We start from the raw sequence: 25,414 nt of genomic DNA on the forward strand, positions 1-25,414 counted from the left end.
AACACGGTCACACGCGAAGTGTCCTCCACCATCGAGGCGGCGTCCAACGTGACCGCCAACGGCGCAGTGACGGTCGAGGCGCATGATGTGCTGGAGGCCAACGCCCAGGTCGGTTCCGCCGCGGTCAGCCTTGGCCTTGTCGGTTTTGCGATCAGTGTCGCCATCGGCAAGAATCTGATCGCGACACAGGTGCTTGCGGCGATCGACGACAGCACCGTGACGGCGGAGGCGGGCAACATCCTCGTCGATGCCGACGCGACCCATGAGGACGGCGACATCGTCACCGAGGTCAGCATGGTCAGCGTCAACGGCGTGCTGGGCGGCGCCGGTGCGGGGGGCGAGGCTGTTTCGCAACTGGAGACCGACGTGACCGCGCGCGTGCGCGGATCGCAGCTGACGGCGCAGGGCGTTGGATCGACCGTGGACGTGGATGCGGACAGCATCGACTGGGCGCGGGCAGAGATCATCGGCGTGGCGGTGTCGCCCGTGGGGCTGGCGATCTCCGCGCTTGTCTCCACTGGCATCGTCGAGGGCGCGACACGCGCCGTGGTCGATGGAAACACCCAGATCACCGCGGACGGGGCGCTGGACGTCACGGCGGACAGCGTGGCCAAGGGCCTGCCGGAAGGCGACGCCATCGCGGTCGGCGGCATCGGCGGCGCGATCACCATCATGGACGCGCAGGTGAACCGCGTGACCGAGGCCTATGTCGGCGGCCAGGTGGCACCAGGCACGCTTGTGGACACGCGGCTGGACCGCATTTCACTGCCCGGGCAGGATGTGCCATTCGTGGATGGCGAGATCGTTACCTACAATTCAAACGGTGGCACCGCCATCGGCGGGTTGGTGAGCGGCCAGCAGTATTACGTGCTGGCAGGAGAGACCGGGACCATCCAGCTTGCCGCGCTGCGGACCGGCGAGAGCCTCGTGAACCTCGGCGACAACACCATCCGCGTGGGCGATCAGTCCGAACCGCTCGTGACCAATGACGAGGTGCGCTACCAAGCCAACGGAAACGATGTCATCGGTGGTCTGACCGACAACACCACCTATTACGTCAACGTCCTGTCCGGCGGCCGCATCCAGCTGATGGACGCGCCGAACGGCAACGTGATCGACCTGACCTCCACCGGTGGTGCCGGCACGCACACCATCGAGCGGGTGAACCCGAGCGAGGCGGACATCAACTTCGACCCCATCACCGTCACGGAGGATCAGGATTTCCTGGCCCGCGAGGTGGTGGACCTGACCTCGACCGGAACCGGCAGCAACCACACCTTCACCCGTGGCACGGTGGCGGGGATCACCGCCGTCGACACGGACGATACTGAGGATTCGCTGACCCTCGACACCGGCGGCATCGCGTTCGAAACCGGCGAAACCGTGGTCTACACCACCACCGGCAGCGCCATCGGCGGGCTGGTGAACGGCGGCACGTACCTCGTGCAGGCCATCGACGACGGGACGGTGAAGCTGGCGGCGCTGGCCCCGACGGGTGCCGCGGTGAACACCGGCGGCGACACCATCTTTGTCGGCGACCCCGCGTCGCCCTTCTTCACCGGCGAGGTCGTTCAGTACGACAGCAACGGCAATGCCGCCATCGGCGGGCTGGTGGACGGCGCGTTCTACACCGTGATCGCGGGCGAGGACGGCACCATCCGCCTCGTGAATGACCTGGATGGCTATGTCGACACGACCAACGACACGATCAACGTGGGCACACCCGCAACCGCCTTCACCACCGGCGAGGAAGTCACCTACGTCAAGGGCTCCGGCAGCCTGATCGACGGGCTGAGCGACGGCGGAACCTACTACGTCATCGACATGGGGAGCGGGCTGATCCGCCTCGCGGATTCGCTGGCCAATGCCAACAACGGCATCGGCGTGGATCTGACGTCGGGCGGTTCCGGCTTCGGCCATGCGATCCAGCGGACGGGCGAGCCGGATGTGCTCTTCGATCCGGAACTGGCCATCGTGAACCTGACCTCGGCCGGTGGCGGTGCGGAACACATCCTGCATCGTTCGACCAGCGATGACGTGTTCATCGACATCACGCTGGACCTGCCTGAGGACTTCTACCTTCAGCGCGGGACCTTCATCGACCTGAGCAGCGCGGGCAGCGGCGTCCAGAGCCTGCAGCGGCAGGACATCGGCACCGTCAGCTTCGACCCCTCGGCCCTGACCGGGACGGCGGGCACGGCGCCTGCGGCGACGGTCCTGAACATCGGCGGCCACAAGCTGAACGTCGAGGCGACCTCTGCCTACGAGGCGACGGCTGACAGCGTGGCGGGCGGTTTCGGCCTGCTCGCCGGTGCCACGGTGACGAAGTCGGTGGCCAGCGTGGTCGGCGATACGCTGGCCTATGTGGGTGAGGGCACGCAGGTCGTGGCCGGTGCGCTGGACGTAATCGCAACGTCTAACGACGCGGCCAATTCGCTGAACGAGTTCTACGCCATCGGCGGCGCGCTCTCGGTGAACGTGACCATCGCGGACGCGACCATCGACAGCCGGACGGAGGCCTTCACCGGCACCATGGCCGGCGCCACGCCCACCGCGAACAGTGTCACCTCCATCACACTTACGCAGGGTGCCAATGGCAATGGCCGGGCCTTCATCGACGCGAACGGCAGCCAGACGGCCAACGCCGAGGCGGAGGGCATCGGGGCCTCCTTCGGCATCTCGGTCAACGTGCTGGTGCCGACGGCGGATGTCTCCGGGGCCGTGCGTGCCTACGTGGGCGAAACCACCGTGCTCGACGCGGACCGCCTGGACGTGACGGCGGACGGCGATGTCATGGACGCGACCGCCAAGGTCCGTTCCGGCACGATTTCGGGCTTTGCCTCGATCAGCGTGCTGCAATCCTCGGCGCTCGTCAGCGGTGAGGTCGAGGCCTTCATCGGCGCGCAGAACGACACGGGTTCCAGCCTGACCGCCGCTCCGCAGGTGACGATCACGCCCACCGGGGCCGATGTAGGCGACGGTGCCGTGGTCGTGGCAGCGGATGCCACCATGGACGCGGCCGCGGATACCGTGCTGGTCGGCGCAAGCTTCGGCCTGACGGTCAGCGCCGCGCGGCCCAAGGCCGAGGTCAGCGGTGCGACCCGTGCCTACGTCCGCGACGGCGTGGCGATGAGTGCGGCGACCCTCGACATCAATGCCGGCAACTCGGCGCTGGACGCGATCCAGTACAACGCCACGACGCAGACGATCCTCGCGAGCCTCGCAGGCCTTGCGTCGGTGTCCTACCTCGAAGGCGAGGCCACTGTGACGGGCGAGGTTTCCGCCTATCTCGGCGCGCCCTTCGACGGACCGGTGACGGGCGGTGCGGGCGTTGTCGACATCACGGGGGCGGTCACCATAGACGCATGGTCCGACATGAACGCCACCGCCGGTTTCGGTGACCTTGGCTTTACCGCGAACCTCGGCGGGCTTGCCGCGATCAGCATCTTCGACACCACGACGGACGTGGCGGGCACCACGCGCGCCTTCGTCGGGCAGGGCGGCACGCTGAACGCAGCCTCACTCGCGGTGCATGCGCAGGGCGATTACGACGCGACCTCCACGACGCTGGGTGTGACGCTCTCGGGTGTCGTCGCCTTCACCGACATCACGGCGAACGCCACGGTGAGCGGCACGGTCGATGCGCATGTGGGCTCGGCCTACAACGCCACCCCGTCGAGCAACATCGGCATCGTCGACATCGAAGGTGCCGTGACGATCACCGCCATCGGCAACATGTATGCGGCGCCAACCATCGGCAACCTGACCGCCTCCTCCATCGCCATCTCGCTGTTCGACCAGCGCGCGACGATCTCCGGCGCGGTGCGGGCTTATGTCGGGCAGGGCGTCGACCTTGAGGCCGACAGCCTGACGATCCTCGCCGACACGCCCTTCACGCAGGTCGGGGCCGCCGAGAACTACGGCGGGCACGAATACGGCATGGGCGCCTATGCGCGCAGCGCCAGCCTGTCGCTCGGGCTGCTGGCCTCCGTCACCGACATCAAGTCGGTCGCGACGGTCAACGGCACGGTCGAAGCGTTCATCGGCGCGGGTCGTGACCTGGTGGCCTCGGACGTGCAGACCGATGTGGACATCACCGGCGGCGCCGTCAGCGTCTCTGCCGACAGCGACATGCGGGCGGTGTCCGACATCGACTCCCTCAGCGCGAGCCTCGGGCTCAGCCTGAACCTGTTCCAGAATGACGCGAACGTCAGTGGCCGAACCTCCGCCTTCGTGCGCGACGGCGTCAACCTGACCGCCAGCTCGCTGGATGTGTCCGCCGGCAATGCCCTTGTCCCGAATGACAGGGTGATCAACCAGGCCGTTGCCCTCGCCTCCAGCTTCGGGATCGGCTTCATCGGCGAAGGCACGAGCCTGAAGCCCACCGCCACCGTCAGCAGCATCATCGAAGCCTTCGTGGGTGCGCCCGACGACGTGGCAGCGGGCGGCGCTCCGGGGGCGGTCGTGGCCGTCACCGGCGGCGTGGATTCCATGAATGTGACCGCCCTTGGCGACATCGACGCCATTTCCCGGACGGATTCCGTCTCGGCGGGCGGTCTTGTGCAGATCGGGAACTTCGAGCCGACCGCCATCGCAGGCGGCAAGACCCGCGCCTATGCGGGCAACGGCATTGAACTTCACGTCAGCGACCTCAACCTGCTGGCGGACGGCGACGCAAAAGCGGATGCCGAGCTCCTGAGTGTCGGCGTCACCGGCGGCGTGGCCGTGAACGGGCTGAAACCCACGGCGATCACCTCGAACGACGTGGAGGCCTACGTGGGCCGCAACGACGACGCGACCGAGACAACGGACGTGGTGGTCAGGGTGCTGGGCCAGGATGGCATGTCGCGCGGTACGGTGGATGCCGTGGCACTCGGTTCGACCATTGCCGATGCGGAGACGAGGGGCTTTGCCGCGGCAGGCATCGTCGGCGTATCGCTGGCAACCTCCGTCGCTGCGATGGAAGGCAAGACCCGCGCCTACGTCGGTCGCTATACCGACCTCACGGCGGGCGACGTGAACCTGACCGCGACCGAGGTCGCCGCCCAGGCGCTGTCCGAAGTCGCCAGCACCTCCGTCAGCGGTGCGGTGGACGTGGCCGTGCTGACCTCCGAAGCCTACGCGGCGCGGATCACCGAAACCTTCGTCGGCGATCATTCGACGGTCAACCTCGGCGCCCACAACCTGACAGGTGTGGCCACCACCAAGGTCCTCGACAACGCCAACCAGCTTGTCCCCATGGCCAGCGCATCCATTGCATCTGTGGGCGGTGCGGGCCTTGTGGACGTGAACGACATGACCGTGATCGCGGTCGTGGGCCAGAAGGATCCTGCCGGCCAGGAATCCGCTACGCGGGCCTATGTCGGGTCCAACTCCGACGTGACGGCGAACAACGTGACCCTCGATGCCGTGTCCAGCACCACGGTAGAGGCGGACGCGTCGAACTTCAGCGCGGCAGGCCTTGTCGCGGTTTCGGTCTCGACCATCACGGCACGCAACGCGCATGACGGTGCGGTCTACATCGGTGACGATACCGACCTGACGCTTGACGGCACGCTGCACATGCTCGCGGACAACACCGTCACCGCCCGTCCCCAGTCGAAGAACACCGGGTTCGCGGGGGCAGTCTCCGTGGGCAGCGCCACGATCCGGACCGACCTCGACGCGGACACCGACGCGTGGATCGGCAAGAACGGCATCATCTCGGCTGACAGCATCGACATGGAGGCCCGCGGCCTTCACACCGCAGAGGCCGCCGCGCTGAACACCGGCGTCGCCGGTCTGGTGGACGTGGCCCTGCTGGACGTGCAGGTGGTCGACAACGGCGGTGCCTCCGTCCGCATCGGTGCGGCCAACGGCGACGCCACGCCGGGCACCACCTCGATCACCACCACCTCCGGCGGCATCGACCTCGACGCGGCACTGACCTCGAACGTGACGGCCCTGACGTCCGCCACGTCGGTGTCGGGCCTCGGCTCCGGCATCGACACCGACACCAGCGCCATCAACAACGCGGCGGTGAAGGGGCATATCGGCAGCGGCGTGGACGTCGATGCGGCCACCGTCTTCCACATGCAGGGCAAGCTGCTGGGCAAGACCGACGCCTCCGCCACCTCCGTGCAACTGACCGGCGGCGTGTCGGTCAACGTCTCGGACACCGAATCCACCTTCAGCCCGGACGTGGTGATGACCACGGGGCAGGGCGGTTCCATCCACGCCGGGCAAAGCGTGACCGTTTTGGGCCTCCTGAACTACGACGAGGTTAACGACGAGTTCCTGCGGTTCTCGGACGGGTACGGCGCCTTCGGCAATGCCGAGGGAACCGGCGTTGCGCTGCTGGCCGCGGTTGACCACACCGTCATCGACGTGGACAACAACTCGCTGGTCGATGTGACCGTGGCAGAGAACATGTCGCTGACCTCCACCAGCGGTGACATCAACGTCGCCGCGCGGCATTCGAACGAGGCCTACGGAGCGGGCTCCACCGGCGGCTTCGGCGGCTTTGCGCGGGTCGCGGACATCACCGCCGACATCAAGGCGACCGGGACGACCAACGTGTCCTTCCTCGGCGATGTGGGCGACGGCACCGCGGCCGCGGCCTCCGACATCAACTTCGACGCGGCGGCGCTGTCTGCGGCGACCTCGACCATGTCCTCGGGCGGCGGATCGATCTTCGGCGACTTTGCCGAGGGGCAGGCCAACGCCACCACCAACCACACCATCAACGCGACGTTCGGCGGCAGCGGCAGCACAATGAACGTGGCCAACAACATCAACGGCAAGGCCTTCCTGCTGGCCGACGCGGACGCGAGCGGCAGCACCAACGGCTTTGGCGGGTTCGTCAGCTCGGCCTCTGTCGGCACGGCTGCGGCGGCAACGGGCGTGGTGAACTTTACCGTAGGCGCGACGGACCACGTCGAAGCCGGCAACCTGATCGAGCTGGTGGCCGAGCAGGGCGGCGAAGGCAGCGACATCTCGGACGGAACGGTGCTGAACTCCAGCGCGGCCAACGACACCATCAACTTCGGCAATCTCCACAAGCTGAACGACGGCGCGACGATCACCTACAGCGGGACGACCGGCGGCGGCCTGACCTCGGGCAAGGACTATACCGTCGTCGTCTTCGACGACACGCAGATCCAGCTTGGCACCAGGTTCGCGCAGGGCAACGTCACGGTGAACCGCGACACGATCACCATTGCCAACCACGCCTTCGAGGACGGCGACCAGGTGATCTACAACTCGAACGGCGGCACACCCATCACCGGGCTGTCGAACGGTTCGAAGTACCAGGTGAAGGTCGTCGACGAGAACACGATCAAGCTTCAGACCATCGGCTTCACCGAGGTCGAGGACAGCTTTACCCGCGCCATCGTGGACGTCGTCGACGACAAGATCCTCGACACCTCCACGCCGTTCAACAATGGCGACGTGGTGACCTATCGCCCGGCAGAGCCGCGCATCTTCGTGTCGACCTTCGTGGATGCCATCGTCACGCTCGATAACGAGAACACTGAGGTCAACGAGTTCAGCAGCACGCAGGACGGCTCGAACGTCGGGCGCATCTTCCTGCCCGGCCACGGTTTCTCGAACGGCGACGCGGTGATCTATACCGCGCTGGACGGCTACGAGATCCCGGGCCTGAACAGCGGTCAGACCTACTATGTCGTCAACGGCGGCGCGGCGATCGGCGGCACGCCGCTCGGTGCGGCCTACCAGCCCGATGCCAACTTCATCCGGCTGGCTGCCAATCCGGAGGACGCCATCGGTCGCGACCTGGACCCCGATCCGGGCGTCTTCGATTACGATCCGGTGGCGATCATCAATCTGCCCTACCGTTCCGACAATGCCGACACCGGCTTCGGTTTCGAAGGCCATTCGCTGATCGGCGTCGGAGAAAGCCCGGTCGGCGACCTGAACCCGGGGCAGTCGTACTACGTGGTCGAAAAGGACGCCAACGGTTACAAGCTGGCGACCGATGCGGCGGGCACGAACATCGTCAACCTCTACCTCAGCGGAAACACCGAGGGTGGCTCGCACCGGTTCGTGCGTGAAGGTATCGACCTGCAATCCACGGGGCCCGGGTCCAACCAGACGCTGGTCTTCGATCTCACCTCGAACAGCCTGTCGGGTGTCTTCGACGGTGTGGGCGGCGCGGCGGGCTTTGCACTGCCGGAATCCGCGGATGGCATCGTGAACTCCTCGGCGGGCGGCTCGGGCGGCAGTCTCGGGTGGAGCAACCAGCGCGGCAAGACCTACGCCGCACAGGTGGCCAGCACGAACTTCACCATGGCGGCCAACGGGCACCTGAAAGCCGACGACATCACGATCCGCACCGACGGCGACGCGAACGCGGTCGCGAATGCGGATGGCGGCGGTGGCGGCAGCATCTCCATCGCCGGAGCCGAGGCCTACGCAACGGTGGTCAACACCAGCCTGATCGACATCGGCCAGAACGCCGTGCTGGACGCCTTCAACGACATCACCGTCAAGGGCATCCTGAAGTCCTACGCCGCCTCCGAGGCCGAAACCACCAGCGGCAGCCTGCTGGGCGCCGGTGCGGATGGCACAGCGGAGTCGCGGATCTATTACGGTGTCGACCAGCAGATCAACGGCGACCTGACCGCCGGTGACGCGATCCTGATCCAGAACCTCGTGGACAACAACGCGACCGCGAAGTCCGAAGCCTATGGCGGCGGCATCTTCGGCGTCAGCACCTCCGTCGACGCGGTGGCCGAGGTTCGCAAGGCCTCTCAACTCAACGCCAACAGCGGCATCTGGGCCCGGCACAACGTCAGCCTGCTGGAAGACCCCGATGCCGCGGGCGACGCCGAGGCGCGCATCAACGCCTACTACGACCAGTTCCGCGGGGCCGAGATCACGCTGAACGGCGCGGCCGACCTCGTGGCGCAGACCATCACCATCACCTCGGACGTGACGCGCAACCGCGCGAACAGCAACACCAACACCGTGGCCGGCGCCGCCGGCGGGTCGGCCAAGTCCTACTCGACCTCGCGCATCGTGGCCGAGAACCGGGTGGTGCTGAACAACGGCTCCGAGCTGACCGGCAACGAGTCGATCCTGGTGCAGGCGCAGAACCTGAACACCAACAACTTCGCCAAGTCCAAGGCGCGGCTTTACGCCATCGGCGGCTCGACCCGTGCCAATTCCACGAACGAGGTCACCAACGACGTCAAGATCGAAGGACACTGGGAATCCATCCTGCGCACCGCCGATCTGGACGTGAACGCCATAGACACCGGCGTGGACAACGACCGTTCGCGCAGCCCGGGCGGCGGCTACATCGGTCCGCGCCGTCGTGGCGGCGACAGCTCGACCGACCTGACGCGCGACATCTTCTGGGAAGCCCATGTCATCCTCTTGGGCGAGCCGAACCCCTACCTGCACATCGACCGCAACGGGGTCATCCAGTCGCTGTCCAACATCGACTTCCTCGGCGTGAACGCCGGCAAGACGGTGGGCGACACGCTCGACTTCATCAGCGCGAGCAACAAGCAGGTCGTGCTGGACGACATCATCTTCGACCAGGCTGGCAAGGCGACTTTCTACGCCAGCGCGGACTCGAGATACAATTCGCTTGGCCGCATCTGGGGCAACGAGGGCCTGATCGAAAGCCAGCGTAGCTGGGATTTCGTCACCCTCATCAATGAATCCGAATGGGATCTGGTCATCAACCACATCGACGCCATCGACGGCGGCGCGGTGGTTGACGTGATCGTGGACGACATCAAGTTCGACGGCTCGGGCGAGGGCAACAACACCTCGAACACCGCCGGGACGGTCGGCAATACCTTCGAGTTCCGCCTGAACCTGCTCTATCCGCAGACCGCCGTGCGCATCCTGAACATGGATCACGCGCTCGACAGCTTCGACTTCTACACCGGACCGGTGTTCGACAACACCTCACTCAACACCGCGGACAGCGACATCATCCTGCTGGGCGGGATCGAGAACACCTTCGGTCACACGCAGATCATCAACGAGCGCGGCAACATCCGCGCCGACCAGCCCGAACTGCGGATGAGCGATCCGAATGCGCCCTCCGTCGTGGTGACGCCGGTCTTCGAAGAGGCACTGATCCGCACCAACACCATCGAGCTGGATGCCTCGGGCGACATCGGCAACCAGTCCGCGCTGACGGGCCGCAAGGCCGTGGCGGTGGAACTGCTGCGCATCGAGCATGCTGTGGGCGAGGACGATCCGATCGAGCTGAAGGAAATCTCGCTGACCGCCGATGCCGGTGGCGACGCGGTGCTCGACATCACGCTGCACGACCGCACCACCGATGCCGGGCCGGTGACGGTCGAGATCGAGCGCATCCGGGCGGGTGACGACGTCGATGTCGTGATCAACGACAGCCTCGTGGGCAACGCGCCCTCGACGCTGACCGGCCTGTCTGTGCAGACCTTCAACCCGCCGGACCTTGTGACCACGCAGGCGCGCACCGGCAGCTACTTCCGTTACTGGAGCCCGGATGCAGACGGCGGCGCCTCCTACTACGACTTCATCGGCCGGTCGCTGAACACCACCGCCACCGAGGTCGACTCCACCTATGTCTTCGTCGAGGTGCGTGCCGGTGACGACATCGACATCGGCCATGTCACCACGAATGACGTCTACACGGATGGTGCGGGCAACCCCCTCCCGGGTGAGGAAAACCGCAGCTATCGCACGACCGACCTGTCCTACAGCCTGCCGAACCCGAACCCGCGGAAGATCACCGACATCGACGTGACGCCCGCGGCGTCCTCGACCACCGTGAACTTCGTGGTCTTTGGCGACGCCGACTGGACCGGCGGCAGCAGCGACGACGGGGTCGAACAGATCTGGCTGACGACCAACGGCAACATCCTTGCGCAGGAACTGTCCGGCGACATGCTGGTGGGCCACATCCATTCGACCGCCGGTGACGTGACCCTGTGGTCGGGCGGGCGGATCCTCGATGCGGACGGCACGGCGACGGTCGACGTGACCGCCGCGAACATCACGCTCTATTCCGGCGTTCCGACCGGCGCGCAAAGCGGCAGCGCGGTGCTGACCCTGCTGCTGGGCCAGTCTGACGGCTTCACGGCCGGTGGCCTGACCGTGCTCAACGGCGTCGGATCGCCCGGCACCGGCGGTATCGGCGAAGGCGACGACTTCCTCGAGATCAACGTGGATCGCAACAACGCGGGCGGGGCGACCGGCCACAACCTCGACGCCTTCGACACCAACGCGGGCACCAACACCGGCATCTTCATCGACGAGATGACGGGCGACCTGCGCGTGGGCCAGGTGGAAACCGGCGGCGACGTGTCGCTGCGCACGGTGGCCGGCTCCATCGTCGACCGGCCCGAAGACGGCGCCGAGGACGTGACCGACGCGGACATCATCGCCCGCGCCGTCAACCTCGACGCCAACGGGCTGGGCGCCAGTATCGGCGAGATCGGCAACGACCTCGAGATCGACTCGCGAAACGGCAGCGCCGGCAGCGAGACCGTGGACGGCGTGTCGCTGGATGCGGCACAGGACGACGTGGCACTGGAGGCGCTCCAGAACATCTTTGTCACCGAAACCGAGGGCGCGCTACGTCTCGTGCTGGCGCATGCGCTTTACGGCACGATCCGCCTGACCGTCCGCGAAACCTCCGAGACGGAGGAGAACCTGCTGCTGGTCGACAGCGGCGTGGCGAACTTCGCGGAATCCGACGCCCGTTATCCGGGCTTGCAGGACGACCACAACCGCGTCGTGGCACACGGCACGATCTTCGCCGAGCGCGGTGACGTGCTGCTGCTGGTCGCGGACGGCGTTGTCACGGATGCGAACTCCGACCTGCTTGCCGCCGGTGACATCACGATCTTCGGCGATGCCAACTATGTCGACGGCGCCGATCAGGCGAGCGATCCCGATGCAGGCTATGGCACGCGCATGACGCTGCGTGGCCGCATGATCGCAGGTGCGGAAGTGACGCCGGGACAGGACGGCTTCAACGCCGGACAGCAGGGCGGGCCCGTCATGGGCTCGGCCATCGCGACCTTCACGACGCCGGTCTACGGCACGACCATCTTCGGCAACGACGACGTCGACCAGATCCAGTTTGGCGACACCAGCGGCGGCTCCGGCCAGACCACGCAGGGCAGCGACGGGTTCATCTACCTCGGCTCCCGCACAACGGTCTATGGCTCCGACACCGCGCCGACTGACGGCGCAGGCGTGAACGGCAAGGGGCTGAGCATTGGCGATGACGGCGAGGACCGGTTCCGCGTCTATTTCCTGCAGGACACCGCGACGGTGACGTCACCGTCGATGCTCGATGCGCTGCAGGCGCTGGGGCAGGCGGACGCGGGCCACACCCTGACGCTCGACGGGCAGGCCGACACCGACACCTACGAGATCTACGTGCTGGGCTCTGACGGGACGGACGAACGCAACTACGTCATCAACGCGCTGGACACCGGCGCCGAGGACGATGGCGTCGATGAGCTGCACGTGCTCGCGCCCTCCGCGTCGCTGACCGACCCCGATGGCACCGACGACATCTTCCTGATGCGGGCGATGCAGTACATCGGCGGCGAGGCGGCGGATCGTCCGGGCTTCGTGGCGCTGCTGCACGGCACGGTTTCCACCTACCAGGACGTTGTTCAGTTCAACGAGGACAGTGCCGAGGTCAGCCGCATCCAGTACGACAGCGGCATCAACGGCCGGATGATCGTCGAGGGCCGTGAGGGCGACGACCAGTTCTACTCCGACGACGTGACGGTCATCACGACGCTCGACGGCGGGGCAGGCGACGACACCTTCCAGGTCGGCCAGATCTTCGGGATGAACCGGACGCTCGACGCCAACATGCTGCCGACGGACATCTTCCCGGAACTGGTGGCGACCACGCGCGGCTGGCTCTCTCCGGGGTCCAGCGCGCCGCTGGTGGCGCAGGGCGGCACGGGCAACGACACCTTCCGCGTCTACTCCAACCAGTCGGAACTGCGGCTGGAAGGCGATGACGACAACGACCTGTTCATCGTCCGCGCCTTCGCGCTGGCGGCGACGACCGACTTCGACTGGAACGGCGACAGCTACGACGCCGACCCGTCGCAGGGCGCCATCGACGTGGACGACCTTGAGGCAGGCGCGGCCGTGATGGAGGCGCTGGAGACCCTGCGCACCACGAATGGCTGGACCGTCGCACAGGCTATCGACAACCTGACCGACGCGGACGTCGCTGGCTTCGACATCTTCATCAACGCCGCATGGCGGACGGATCTGAAGGCGAAGATGGCGGTCAACGGCGCCACCTCCTTCAACATCAACGGCGACTTCGGGATCAACTTCCTCGACCTGCTGCTGACGCCCACCGTGACCGACGATGTGATCGTTCTGGACGCGGACGGCGTCGCCTCGCCGCAGATCGGACTCGGATTCTCGGTCGCGCAGGCGCCCGACATCCGCGCCGGTGGCGGCCAGGACGAGGTGCGTTACAACGTCAATGCTCCGGTCTCCGTCGACGGCGGCGCGGGCTTCGACAAGATGGTGATCCTCGGGACGGAATTCGCGGACGACATCGTGATCCGGGCCGACGGCATCTTCGGCGCGGGCCTGAACGTCCGTTACTCCACCATCGAGGCGATCGAGGTGGACGGCCTCGAAGGGGATGACGAGTTCTTCGTGCTCTCCACCGCCTTCGGCGTCAGCTACCGCGTGATCGGCGGCCTCGGGTCAGACGTGATCAACGTCGGCGGCGACGTGACCGAGGACATCGTGACCCGCGAACTCGAAGGCGCGACCGGCACGGTGGACCACCTCGTGCGGTCCTCTGACGTGCTCTACGACGGCGTGGTCATCGACGGCTTCGACTACAACGTGGCGCGCGACGACTCCGGCCTCGTGGTCATCAACGAAGAGGCGGCGGGCGACACCTCTCAGGGCCGTACCGTGGTGGGCGAGGAGAGCCTGCTCGCCGACCAGTACGCCGACTTCTACACGATCCGGCTGGCGCAGGCGCCGACCGACGTGGTCTACGTGACCGTCTCGGCGGCGCGCAGCTTCCAGGAAGAGCGCGACATCGACCCGATCACCGGCCAGCCCTACGACCTGAACCCCGACTTCCTGACCGACGCCCTGGGCGAGACGGTCTGGCTGTCTGCGGTCGATCCGACCGGCGGCGCGACCCCCGGCGGGGCAACCGTCACCGATCTGGACTTCCAGCGCACCGTCGTGATCAACGGCGTGACGGCCTACATCTCGCAGAACGCGATCACCTATGCCTTCACCGCGGCCAATTACGCCAACGAGGTCGGTGTCTACGTCTTCGCACCGGATGACGACCGCTCCGAAGGCGACCGCGTGACTGTCATCCAGCACAGCGTTGTGTCCGAGGACATTGCCTACAACGGCATCGACGTACGCAATGTCGAGGTCGAGGTGCTCGACAACGACACGCCGGGCATCAAGGTCCGCGAAGTGGATGCGGCCGGCAACGATGACGGGCGCACCGTCGTCGTCGAGGGCACCGACACCACCGAACTGACGGACGAGGTTCGCCTGTCGCTGGCGCGCGATCCGGGCTTCGGCGAAACCGTCGTGGTCGACATCGTGGTCGACGTGGACAGCGACAATGCGCTCGAGTTCTCCAACATTACGGGCGACAGCCGCCTGAACCTCTTTGCCTCGACCTCCGTCCGTCCGAGCGACGGCATGGTTGTCATCGGCACCATGACCTTCACCAACAACGGCGCCCCGGGCTGGGATGATGAGATCCGGCTTGGCGTGGAGGCGCGCGACGACTTCGTCCGCGAGGACCTCGAAATCGCGGTGCTCGAGTTCGAGCGCAACGATGCGACGACCGACGCCGACTACATCTTCCCGAACTTGCGGTCCGGATTCCAGATGCTCGACGTGGAGGTGCACGACAACGAAACCTCCGGCGCGGTTGTGCTGGAGACTGGCGGCGACACGCTGCTGGTGCCCGACAACGCGGACACCGTGACGGATGAGACGGAGACGGACAGCTACCAGATCCGCCTGACGCGCCAGCCCGACGACAGCGTGACCGTCGCGGTGCTGACAGATGGCCTGGCCGATGTGACCTCGATCGAGGGCATCACGATCACGCCCGAGGACTACGCAGTGATCGGCGGGCTCCAGGCGACGCAACTGTTCTCCGGCAACCTCGTCTTCGGCACCGACGGTTCGGGCAACCTGACCGTCACGCGCGGCGAAGGGGCCGACCTGGGCAGCTTCCAGGACGAAGGGTTCTTCGGCGAAAGCCTCGAAGCCTCCGTCCGTTTCGACGGCACAGTGACCTTCGGCAACGACGGCACCAACCTGACGATCGGCGGGGCGGGTGTCGGCGGCAGCTTCTCGGCCGGGGACACGATCCGTGTCCGCGCCGGGTCTGCAGGCGGCTTCGACACGAACAATGACGACTATGTCGTGTCCTCCGTCAGTGCCAACCAGATCGTGCTGACGGCTCTTCTGGCCAATGGCGACTGGGATACGGCGGGTAGCGCGGACGACGTGCAGCTCTCCGACTTCGCCACCGTGCCGGGCGAGCGCATCCGCCTCGACGGGCTTTCCGGCGCGTTTGCGGCGAACAACGGCGATTACGTCGTCATGTCGGTCAGCGCGGATGGCCAGACCCTGACCCTGACCGCCACCACCGCTGACGTGCCCGGCTGGGCGCAGGGCGCCGCCGACACGGAGGCTGTACTGTCCGACCTGGCCGAGAACTTCGTCTTCGAAGGCACGGTCAGCTTCGGCGAAGAGACCGATCCGCTGGCCTTCCCGGGTCAGTTCCTCGACATCGGTGTGGCCGGTGCACAGGAAGGCTGGCTGGCTGACGGGTTCCTCGAAGGCATGTGGGTCCGGATTTCCGACCTGAACGGTGGCAACCCGGCGGTCGAGGCCAAGATCCAGCTGATCCGCGGCGACAACGACAGCCAGGACGCCAAGCTGCAACTGATCCACGTCACCATCGACGGCACCGAAATGGCGCTGGCCGACACATGGCTGGGCGATGCGGCGGCGGACCAGGTGCAGGTGGTGCGGATCGCGCCCGAGGTGACCTTTACCGACGGCAACTGGTACGACCTGCAGACCGTCACGCTGACGGCGGACGCGGACTATGTCGTGCCGCCGACCCGCGATGGCGTGAAGATCTTCCCGGTCTCCACGCATCTGCTGTCCAAGCTGCGCGGCCCGCTTGCGGTCGAAGGCGGTCCCGCCGGGGCCGACCGGTCGCTGACCGCGGGCGTCAAGCTGCCGGGCGAGGCGGACGACTTCCTGATCGCCATCGGCGCACAGCCGCCGGAAAGCCAGCAGATCGACGTGCTGAATATCTTCAACGACTCGAGCCAGGCGGACACCTCCGGTGTGCTGACGCAGACCACGCTGCGCGGCTTCGGCATGGCCGACGACCTCGTGTTCGAGAACGTGTCCGGCCCGCTCTACGGCGAGGCGCCGGAAGGCTCGACCTCGATCACCGTTCCGGGCGGCATCAGCTTCGGCAAGATCAACTACGGATCGTTGAGCGTCGGCGCCGATAGCGCGCAGTCGACCATCGAGGTCCTGAACATCATGCTGGGGCAGGGCAACGACACGCTGGAGATCAACGGCACGCTCGATCCCGCGCCGTTCGTCTCGGCGCAGAACGTGTTCAGCTTCTCCGCACCCGGGCAGGACCCGGACCAGGAAGACGCCTTCGACGGGTTCTACACCGTGCGCTCCGAGGACATCGACTGGAAGGCAGAGGGCTTCCTGCCGAACCAGACCGTGACCGTCGACGGCGTGCCGGGCGTGTTCTTCACCGTGGTCGAGGTGGCGGATGCCATCTACCTCGACGGCGAAGGCCAGCCGGTCCTGCAATCGGGCGCCTTCCTGCGTGATCCCAACGACAACTCCGTCCTCGTGCTGGAGGCCGTGGGCAGCCTGACGGCGGCGCAGCTCGACGATCTCGTCGCCGCCTTCGCGGGCGAAGTACGCCTTGTCGCGGTCGATGCGCTGGTGCTGGATCACTACACCTACGGTGTCGAGAGCACGCCCACCGGCGCCGTCCTGACCGGCATCGACTGGGAAAGTGAGGGTTTCCTTGAAGGGCACCTCATCAACATCGGTGGCGAGGACGGCAGCTTCGACACGGCGGTCCAGTACCGTGTGCTGTCGATCGAGGGCGACCGGATGGAGATCCTCGGCGACACGATCGAGGCGGCGGTTGCGGCCAGCAGCAACATCTGGGTGCAGGGTCCGCATGGCGGCCTGACCGTCGTACATGGCGGCGGCAACCTGCCGGTGCAGACCTTCGGCGCCTACACGACCGAAACCATCTCCGACAGCAACTACCTGCTGCGCGACGATGGCCGCGACTGGGCGAACGACGGCTACACCGTCGGCCAGCTCATCTATATCGAGGGCGAGACCGACACGCGCGAGATCCTCGCGATCCTCGACGCGGGCGACGTGCCCTCCGCCACCACCGACTTCGACAAACCGGACGGTGCCTCGGCGACCTGGGGCAACGGCTCCGTGCTGGTGCTCAGCGGCGATCCGATTGCGCCGGTGGACGAGAATGGCGACGGCTCCATCGACATCCACAAGTCCGTCGCGCTGAAGGTGGAGGTCACGACAACTGTCACGCTGCTGGCCGATCAGCTTGGCCGCACCGACGGCGGCAGCTGGCTGGACGACGGTTTTGCACCGGGGCAGGTGATCTTCATCGAAGGCATCCCGGGCGGCTTCACCATCGACAGCGTGACGGCCGAGACCATAACGCTGGCCGGGGCCGCCATCCACGAGTGCGTCATCGAGGAAGGCACGGAGATCACGGTCTACCGGATCGACCTGTCGCGCGACGACGGTGCGCAGGTCGGCGGCGATCACTTCATCATCGGTCTGGACCTCGACGCGCTTGGCGTGGACGCCAGCGACGGTATCGACGCCGCCGAGCAGGCCATCCTAGACAACGCGGTGCTGGCCGGATCGGAGAGCCCGCTGGTGGTCTACGGCGACACGAGCCAGGACGGCGTGTGGTACGGCGGGCGGTCCTCCGACCGGCTGGGTCTGGAATTCGGTCCCAAGCCGTTCAACCCGTTCCCGGATCTGCCCGACGAGGAGAACGAGGACGACGAGTGGGTCTTCCCGCTGGCCAATCCCTTCGATTTCGCGGGCAACGACGTCATCGACGCCAGCGCGCTCTTCGCCTACCGCGATGCGCAGTCCGTGGGCTTCACGGCCTATGGCGGCGCGGGCAACGACTCCATCATCGGCTCGCAGGCCGGTGACCATCTTGCCGGCGGTTCGGGCGACGACACGATCCTCGGGCAGGACGGCACGGACCACATCTACGGCGACAGCGGCGTGAACGTGAACATCCTCACCCGCGCGCTGCACATCGTGACCTCCGACAACAGCCCGGCGCCGACCATCGACCCGACGCAGGGCGCCTCCGACCAGACGTTCAAGCCGGTGCGCGTGGCCAGCCCGATGCGCGACGACATGCAGGCCGGTGTCGACGTCCTCTACGGTGACGACAGCATCGCAGGCACGCCGGAGAATACGCCCAACATCATCTTCGGCGACCATGGCCAGGTTGTGATGTGGGTCGACGATCCGAACCTGCCGCCGGTGCTGCTGCAGCGCATCCAGACCACCGACATGGGCCTGGTGCTGGAGATCAACACGGTGGAGTTCCAGAACGGCGGCGATGACGTGATCTTCGGTTCCGCCATCGAGGACCTGCTGATCGGCGGCGCGGGCAACGACATGATCGACGGGCGCGAGGGCGACGACCTGATCTTCGGCGATCACGTCTCGCTGACCCAGCGCTTCCTCGACGCATTCGGCAACCGCGTGGATCATCCGACCGACATGCTCGACATGACCAGCCTGCGCTTCCAGGCGCTGGCGGGCGTGCTGATGTACTCGCGGACCGATCGCAACAGCGCGGCGCTCATGGGCGACGGCACGACCGCAGCTCGGACGCCGGAGTTCGCCTATGCCGCCACCGGCACGGACTCGCTGAACGAGTACAACTCGGGCCGCCTGCTGACCAACGGCATCGCCCAGATGTACCGCGACACGGACGGCCCGGACTGGTGGAGCGCGTTCGAGATCGACTACGCCCAGTTCCACACCTTCGCCATCAACGACGGTCGCGAGGGCGTGGGCTCCTTCGGCAACGACTACATTGCCGGGGGCGCGGGCAACGACCAGATCTTCGGCCAGCTCGGCCATGACGTGATCCAGGGCGACGGCTCCATCGACGACGCTGTGGCGGGTATTGCCCATGTCGGCGCGGCCCGTGTGCCCAACGTCGACGGTTTCGGCATCGACGATCCGGTCGGTCCGCTCACCGTGGTTGCCAGCTTCGAGGCCCTGACCGACGGTCAGGACTACATCGAGGGCGGCGGCGGGCGCGACGTGGTGTTCGGCGGCCTGGGCCAGGATGATATCGTCGGCGGCTCTTCGGACTTCTACAGCCTCGTGACTTCCGAGAACCGCCCCGACAGCGACGATTGGCTGTTCGGCGGTGCGGGTCTCCAGATCGACCGCAACAACGGCTTCGATCCGCTGGCCGACACCGACGGCAACCCGGAGACCTACGGCGAGGACGTCACAACGGCACTCGGCGTGGCCTATGCCGACAAGCATGGCCGCGACAGCGACGCCATCGTGGGCGACAACGGCGACATCATCCGCATCGTCGGGGTCAACGGTGTCGACATCAACCCGACCGGCGATCCGGCGAACGGGCCGAACTACGTCGAGTTCAACTACGACAACTACGGCGGCGAGAAGATCGTCGTGCGCGGTGTCCGGCTGATCGACTACACGCCCGGCGGACCCGATTTCGCGCCGGAGACCGAAGGGCAGGGTCGCCTGATGTGGTCCGAGACCTGCGATCCGAACGATGGCTTCTGGTCCACCGACATCGGTGGCCACGACGAGGTGCACGGCGAAACCGGGGATGACTTCATCTACCTCGGCGGCGGCTTCGACATTGCCTTCGGCGATGCGGACGACGACGACATCATCGGCGGCTGGGGTCATGACTGGATCTCCGGCGGGACCGGCGATGATGGTATCCTCGGCGACGACGGCCGGATCTTCACCAGCCGTAACACCAGCGCGGAGCGTGCCGGCGAACTTGGCCAGAACGAGACGCTGTACGGCATCGACTACCTGCTGAACCGCGATCCCGACACGCGCACCAGCCAGGGCAACGTCCTGAACGAGCTGATCCGCACCCCCGGCAACGTGCAGGTGGAGCTGATCAACGTCGCGGGCGAGCTGAAGAAGAGCGTCGACCTCACGCCCTTCGCGCTTGGCGAGACCTGGGTGATCGACGATCCGCTGGGTCAGAACCCACGCTATGCCGACGACGTGATCTTCGGCGGTCTCGGGGTGGATTGGCTGCATGGCGGCGACGGCGACGACGCGATTTCCGGCGCGGAGGCGCTGGAGGACAGCTATGCGCCGCGCTTCGGCCAGCTGCGTGACGAGAACGGCGCGCTGATGTTCGACGAATTCGGCGAACCGGTGATCGGCATCGTCGGCCTTTACAAGTCGGACTTCAACAGCCCGTTCAACCCGGCGGATATCCTCGCCTTTGGCGACGACACCGACCCGTGGAACGATCCGAAGCCGATCCGGGCGCGCCTTGGCGAGTTCTTCCTGTACGACGAGTACGACGCGCGCCGCACGATCCTGTTCGAACTGTCCGAGGATCACACCGGCACGACCGGCTACCACGGCCTCGTCTGGGGCGACGACGGATCGACCGTCTCCGACGACACCGACCCGACGCTGCTGCACTACTTCCTCAACTTCCACGATAACGAGGGCGTCTCGGCGCTGGGTTATGTGGCCTTCGAGCCGAACGGCCAGACCCCGGACGAGGACGTCCCGGCAGAGTTCCGCCAGTCGGACGGCGACGACATGATCTTCGGCGACCTGGGCAACGACTGGATCGTCGGCGGCACAGGCCGGGACCGCATGTACGGCGGCTTCGGCAACGACCTGATGAATGCCGACGACGTGATGGGCGGGCCGGCGGTCTACCTGCGCGACGCGGAAGGCGGGCTGATCCTCGACGGCGGCGCACCTGTGAAGCTGTCGGACGTGTCGGTGCACGACGCCCATTCGGGCCTGAACGACGGGACGGACACCCACTGGCTGTACGAAGACCGTGCCTTCGGCGGGGCAGGGCTCGACATCCTGATCGGCAATACCAAGGGCGACCGCCTGATCGACTGGGTGGGCGAGTTCAACAGCTACATCGTCCCGTTCGCGCCTTTCGGCATCGCCACGGTCAGCCGCCAGGTGCCACCGCACCTGTTCGACTTCCTCTATGCGCAGGCCTTCGGCGACGGTGTCGACATCACCCGCACGGCGGATGGCAACGCGCCCAACCACAACGACCGCTATTCCAACGTGGCCCTGCTGCAGGGCGGGCTTCGTGGCGAGATCGGGCTGGTGACGCAGAAGGACCACGGCTACTGGCAGGACCAGACCGGCGGACCGAGCGATCCGCAGGCGGGCAACATCCCCGGCGGACGTCGCGACGTGCTGCGGACGTCGGACTTCAACAACAACTCCGGCGACATTTTCATCCGCGACACCGGCAACATGACGGTGCAGGGCGGGGCGCTGACCCTCGCGGCCACCAGCAACACCTCGCAGGCGTCGGCGGTCTACAATCTGGATGAGTATCTGCCGGGCTACTACGAGATACGCGCGCAGATCTCGACCGCGAAGCCCACGGGCGGGTCGAAGTCCAACGCCTACATCATCTTCGACTACAAGTCCGATATCGACTTCAAGTACGCGGGCATCAACATCTCGAACAACAAGATCGAGATGGGGTATCGCGACGCGTCGGGCTATCACGAGCTGGTCCAGTCCAACAAGCCGGTCCGGATCAAGCCCGACACGATGTACGACGTGCTGGTCGCAGTGAACGGCACCAACGTGACCGTGCAGGTCAACGGGGTGAACTGGTTCACCTACGACTACGTGCCGGAGATCGACATCGACGGCCAGCCGATCCCGCTCAACAAGGGCTTCGTCGGCTTCGCAACGGATGGCGGCACGGCCACGGTCGACAACTTCACCGTGCAGGTCCTGCCCCCCGACTGGACGATGGAGATGACCGACAGCTTCGAGGCTGCCCCGGCCCTCTTCATGCAGCCGGAATCGGGCGACTGGACGCTGGACACGGTGACTGCAGAGTATGCCGCGCTGGTGGGTGACGACTCCGTCGCCGTCAGCCTGATCGACCTCGGTGCGGATGTGTCCGCCTCCTCGGTACTGGAGGTGGAGACGACGCTGGCGCAGGGCGATGTGGGCGGGTTGGTCTTCGACCATTACGACGACACCCGCTACAAGTTCGTGCTGGTGGATGCGCCCAATGACATGGTCCTCGTGGGTCACGTGGACGGGGCATCGGGCGTGGTCATCGACCAGACCTTCGCCGCGACGCTCGACCCGGCGCAGACCCAGCACCTGAAACTGACGACCTCCGGCGCCTCTCTCAAGATCGGCGTGAACGGATCGAACGTGGGCAGCTTCGGGTTCAACTCCGTGCTGGTGGATGGCGACATCGGTCTGATGACCTTCGACGGCGCGGCCTTCCAGGACGTGACCGTGCGGTCGAACGACACGGCCTTCGAGGTGGAGGACGGCCTGAAGGCCACCGACATCGGGCAAGGGGCCGATACCGTGACCGAGGGTGAGGTCGCCGCGCTGAAGGACGCGGCCATCCGGATAATGGTCGAACGGATGAGCCTGAGCGCCGAGCAGGAGGAAATGCTCCGCGCGGTCGAGGTCACAGTTGCCGATCTGGAAGGTGCGCTGCTTGGCCGGGCCACCGGCCACGGTATCCACGTCGATGCCGATGCGGCGGGCCACGGCTGGTTCGTCGACCTGACACCGCTCTCGAACGAGGAATACCTCGCCGACGTGAACGGTGTCCTGCGGGCGCTGCCAGCTGCGGCCTCGGCCGGGCGTATCGACCTGCTCAGCGTACTGACCCACGAACTGGATCACATGCTGGGGTCGGTGCACCTGTCCCACGCCGTGGACGGCGACCTGATGGGCGACACGCTGTCGACCGGAACGCGCCTGTCCTTCTTCGCCGATGGCGAAGATGCGACCACCGGCGGCACGCTGATCTACGACGACACCACAGGCGGCTTTGTCACCGACGAGGGTCTGCGCCACATGACCTCGGCGCGGACACTCCGGCTGGATCTGGACGCCGGAACCGTTGCCGTCCCGGATGCGGATGTCGGCGACGCCCCGTTCCTGCTGACCGATCCGATCCCCGGAACGGCCAGCCCGGACGTGCCGCGCGTGTCCGACACGCTGGTCGTCTGGACCGCGCCCGAAGAGACGGCTCCGCAGGACGGCGAGACGGCATCCGGCAACGAGAAGGCTGCATCCGACACCGGCAAGAAGGCCGGGGCGGATGTGACATGGAAGGCGCGCAGCGGTCTGCTTGATCGGCTGAGCGGCCTGTTCCACTGACGGGACGGGCGTATTGCAGGGAATGACCGACATATGACAACGGAAAGCCCGAACGATACGCCCGCCCGGCGCGATGGCACCGGACAGGTCAGCTACGCGATCTTCGACCAGGCGCTCTGGACACGGTTCTCCGAGGCCGACTCCGTCGAGGGGTTTGTCGAAAGCTGGCTGGCCCTGCTGGCGCGGAACCTGACGGGCGTCACCTCTGCCGTGGCGCTGATCGGCGACCCCGACACCGGGCCCTTTGCCCCCGTCGCTCGCTGGCCGGAAGAGGCCGCGATCAGCCCCGCGCTCATGGCTGCCACGGAGCGGGCGCTCGGCAAACGCCAGCCGATCCTGACCCGGACGGAGGAGGGGCATGAGATCGCCCTGCCGTTCCTGATGGATGGACAGCTTTACGGCGCGGTGTCCGTCACCATGCAGGGGGAGGTGATGACCCCGGGCGAAGTGGTCCGCCATCTGCGCTGGGGCGCCGGCTGGATCGAGGTGCTGCTGCGCCGCGACCAGGGCCGATCCTTCGAACGTCTGCAGGCCCGCACAGCCAAGGCGCTGTCGATGCTGGCGACGGTTCTCGAACAGAAACGTTTCAATGCGGCGGCCAATGCGCTTGTCACCGAACTGGCGCGCAGTCTGAAGTGCGACCCCGTCAGCCTCGGGCTCATGAAACGCGGCAATGCCAAGGTCGTCGCGGTCAGTCACGCGTCCGGCTGGGGCAAGCGGATGAGCCTTATGCGCGACATCCGGGCCGCCATGAACGAGGCCGCCGACCAAGAGGCGGTGGTGCTTTATCCGCCGCCGCCCGGCTGGGACTATCGCGTGACGCTGGCGCACGAGGAACTGGTCCGCACCCACCGCGCCGACAGCGTGCTGAGTGTGCCGATCCAGTACGATGGCGACATCATCGGTGCGCTGACGCTGGAAAAGGCCGGGCCGGAGGGGTTCGACGAGGAGACCGTCGAACTGGTGGACGTGATCGCCACAGTCGTCGGCCCTGTGATCGAGGAGAAACGCCGCAACGACCGCATCCTGATCGTGAAGGTCTTCGAGGTCATCGGCAACCAGGTGAAGCGCCTGCTGGGACCTAGCCATTTCGGCCGCAAGCTGGCCACGCTGATCTTCGCCGGTCTGGTCTGGTATTTTGCCACGGCCACCACGACCTTTACCGTCACCGCCCCGGCCCAGTTGCAGGGCACCGTGCAACGGACGGTCGTGGCGCCCTTTAACGGCTATATTGCGGACGAGCAGGTGCAGGCCGGCGCGGTCGTCACCGAAGGGCAGGTGCTGGCGCGGCTCGACGATCAGGATCTTGCGCTGGAGCAACTGCGGCTGGTGACCTCGCGCGGTCAGAGGCAGGCGGAATACGCGCAGGCGCTGGCCGGCCGACAGCGCGCCGAAGCCAACATCATCGAAAGCCAGATCCGTCAGATCGACAGCCAGATCGCGTTGGTCGAGGAACAGATCGCCCGGACCGAGATCCGCGCGCCCTTCGACGGGGTGGTCGTGTCGGGCGACCTGAGCCAGAAGATCGGCGCGACGGTGGAACGCGGCGAGGAACTGTTCAAGATCGCGCCGCCGGACGGCTGGCGCGTGGTGCTGGAGGTCGACGAGCGTGACCTGGCAGAGATCGCACCTGGGCAGACCGGGCAGTTACGCGTCTCCTCGCTGCCGGACCTCCCGTTGCTCTACAAGATCGAGCGGATCACGCCGGTCTCGGACCAGCGGGAGGGGCGCAACTTCTTCCGGGTGGATGCCTCGCTTGAGGAGAACGATCCCCGGCTGCGGCCCTCGATGGAAGGGATCGCCCGCACCGAGATCGACGAACGGCTGCTGTTCGCGGTCTGGACCCGCCCGCTGGTGAACTGGGCCAAGCTGACCTTCTGGCGCTGGATGCCCTGAG

Annotated in this window: 2 protein-coding genes (1 of these 2 only partly in view); both read left to right on the forward strand. The window is 66.4% G+C overall.

The window, feature by feature from the left end; all coding sequences use genetic code 11:
- Positions 1 to 23,517, forward strand: partial view of an LEPR-XLL domain-containing protein gene (locus CDO87_RS21015; RefSeq protein WP_198521775.1) — the 3' portion only. It extends 15,576 nt beyond the left edge of the window; 23,517 of the gene's 39,093 nt are visible here — the last part of the coding sequence; the start codon falls outside the window, past its left edge; its stop codon occupies positions 23,515 to 23,517.
- Between the two features lie 33 nt (positions 23,518 to 23,550).
- On the forward strand, positions 23,551 to 25,413 hold the full coding sequence (locus CDO87_RS21020; RefSeq protein ID WP_100930590.1) for an HlyD family efflux transporter periplasmic adaptor subunit: 1,863 nt from the start codon (positions 23,551 to 23,553) through the stop codon (positions 25,411 to 25,413).
- Position 25,414 lies beyond the last annotated feature (1 nt).

It is taken from the genome of Sagittula sp. P11, from assembly GCF_002814095.1.
Classification (GTDB): domain Bacteria; phylum Pseudomonadota; class Alphaproteobacteria; order Rhodobacterales; family Rhodobacteraceae; genus Sagittula.

Bases quoted from the DNA above. Each gene is read 5' to 3' on its own strand.
- CDO87_RS21020 (WP_100930590.1), top strand. From the start codon at position 23,551: ATGACAACGGAAAGCCCGAACGATACGCCCGCCCGGCGCGATGGCACC.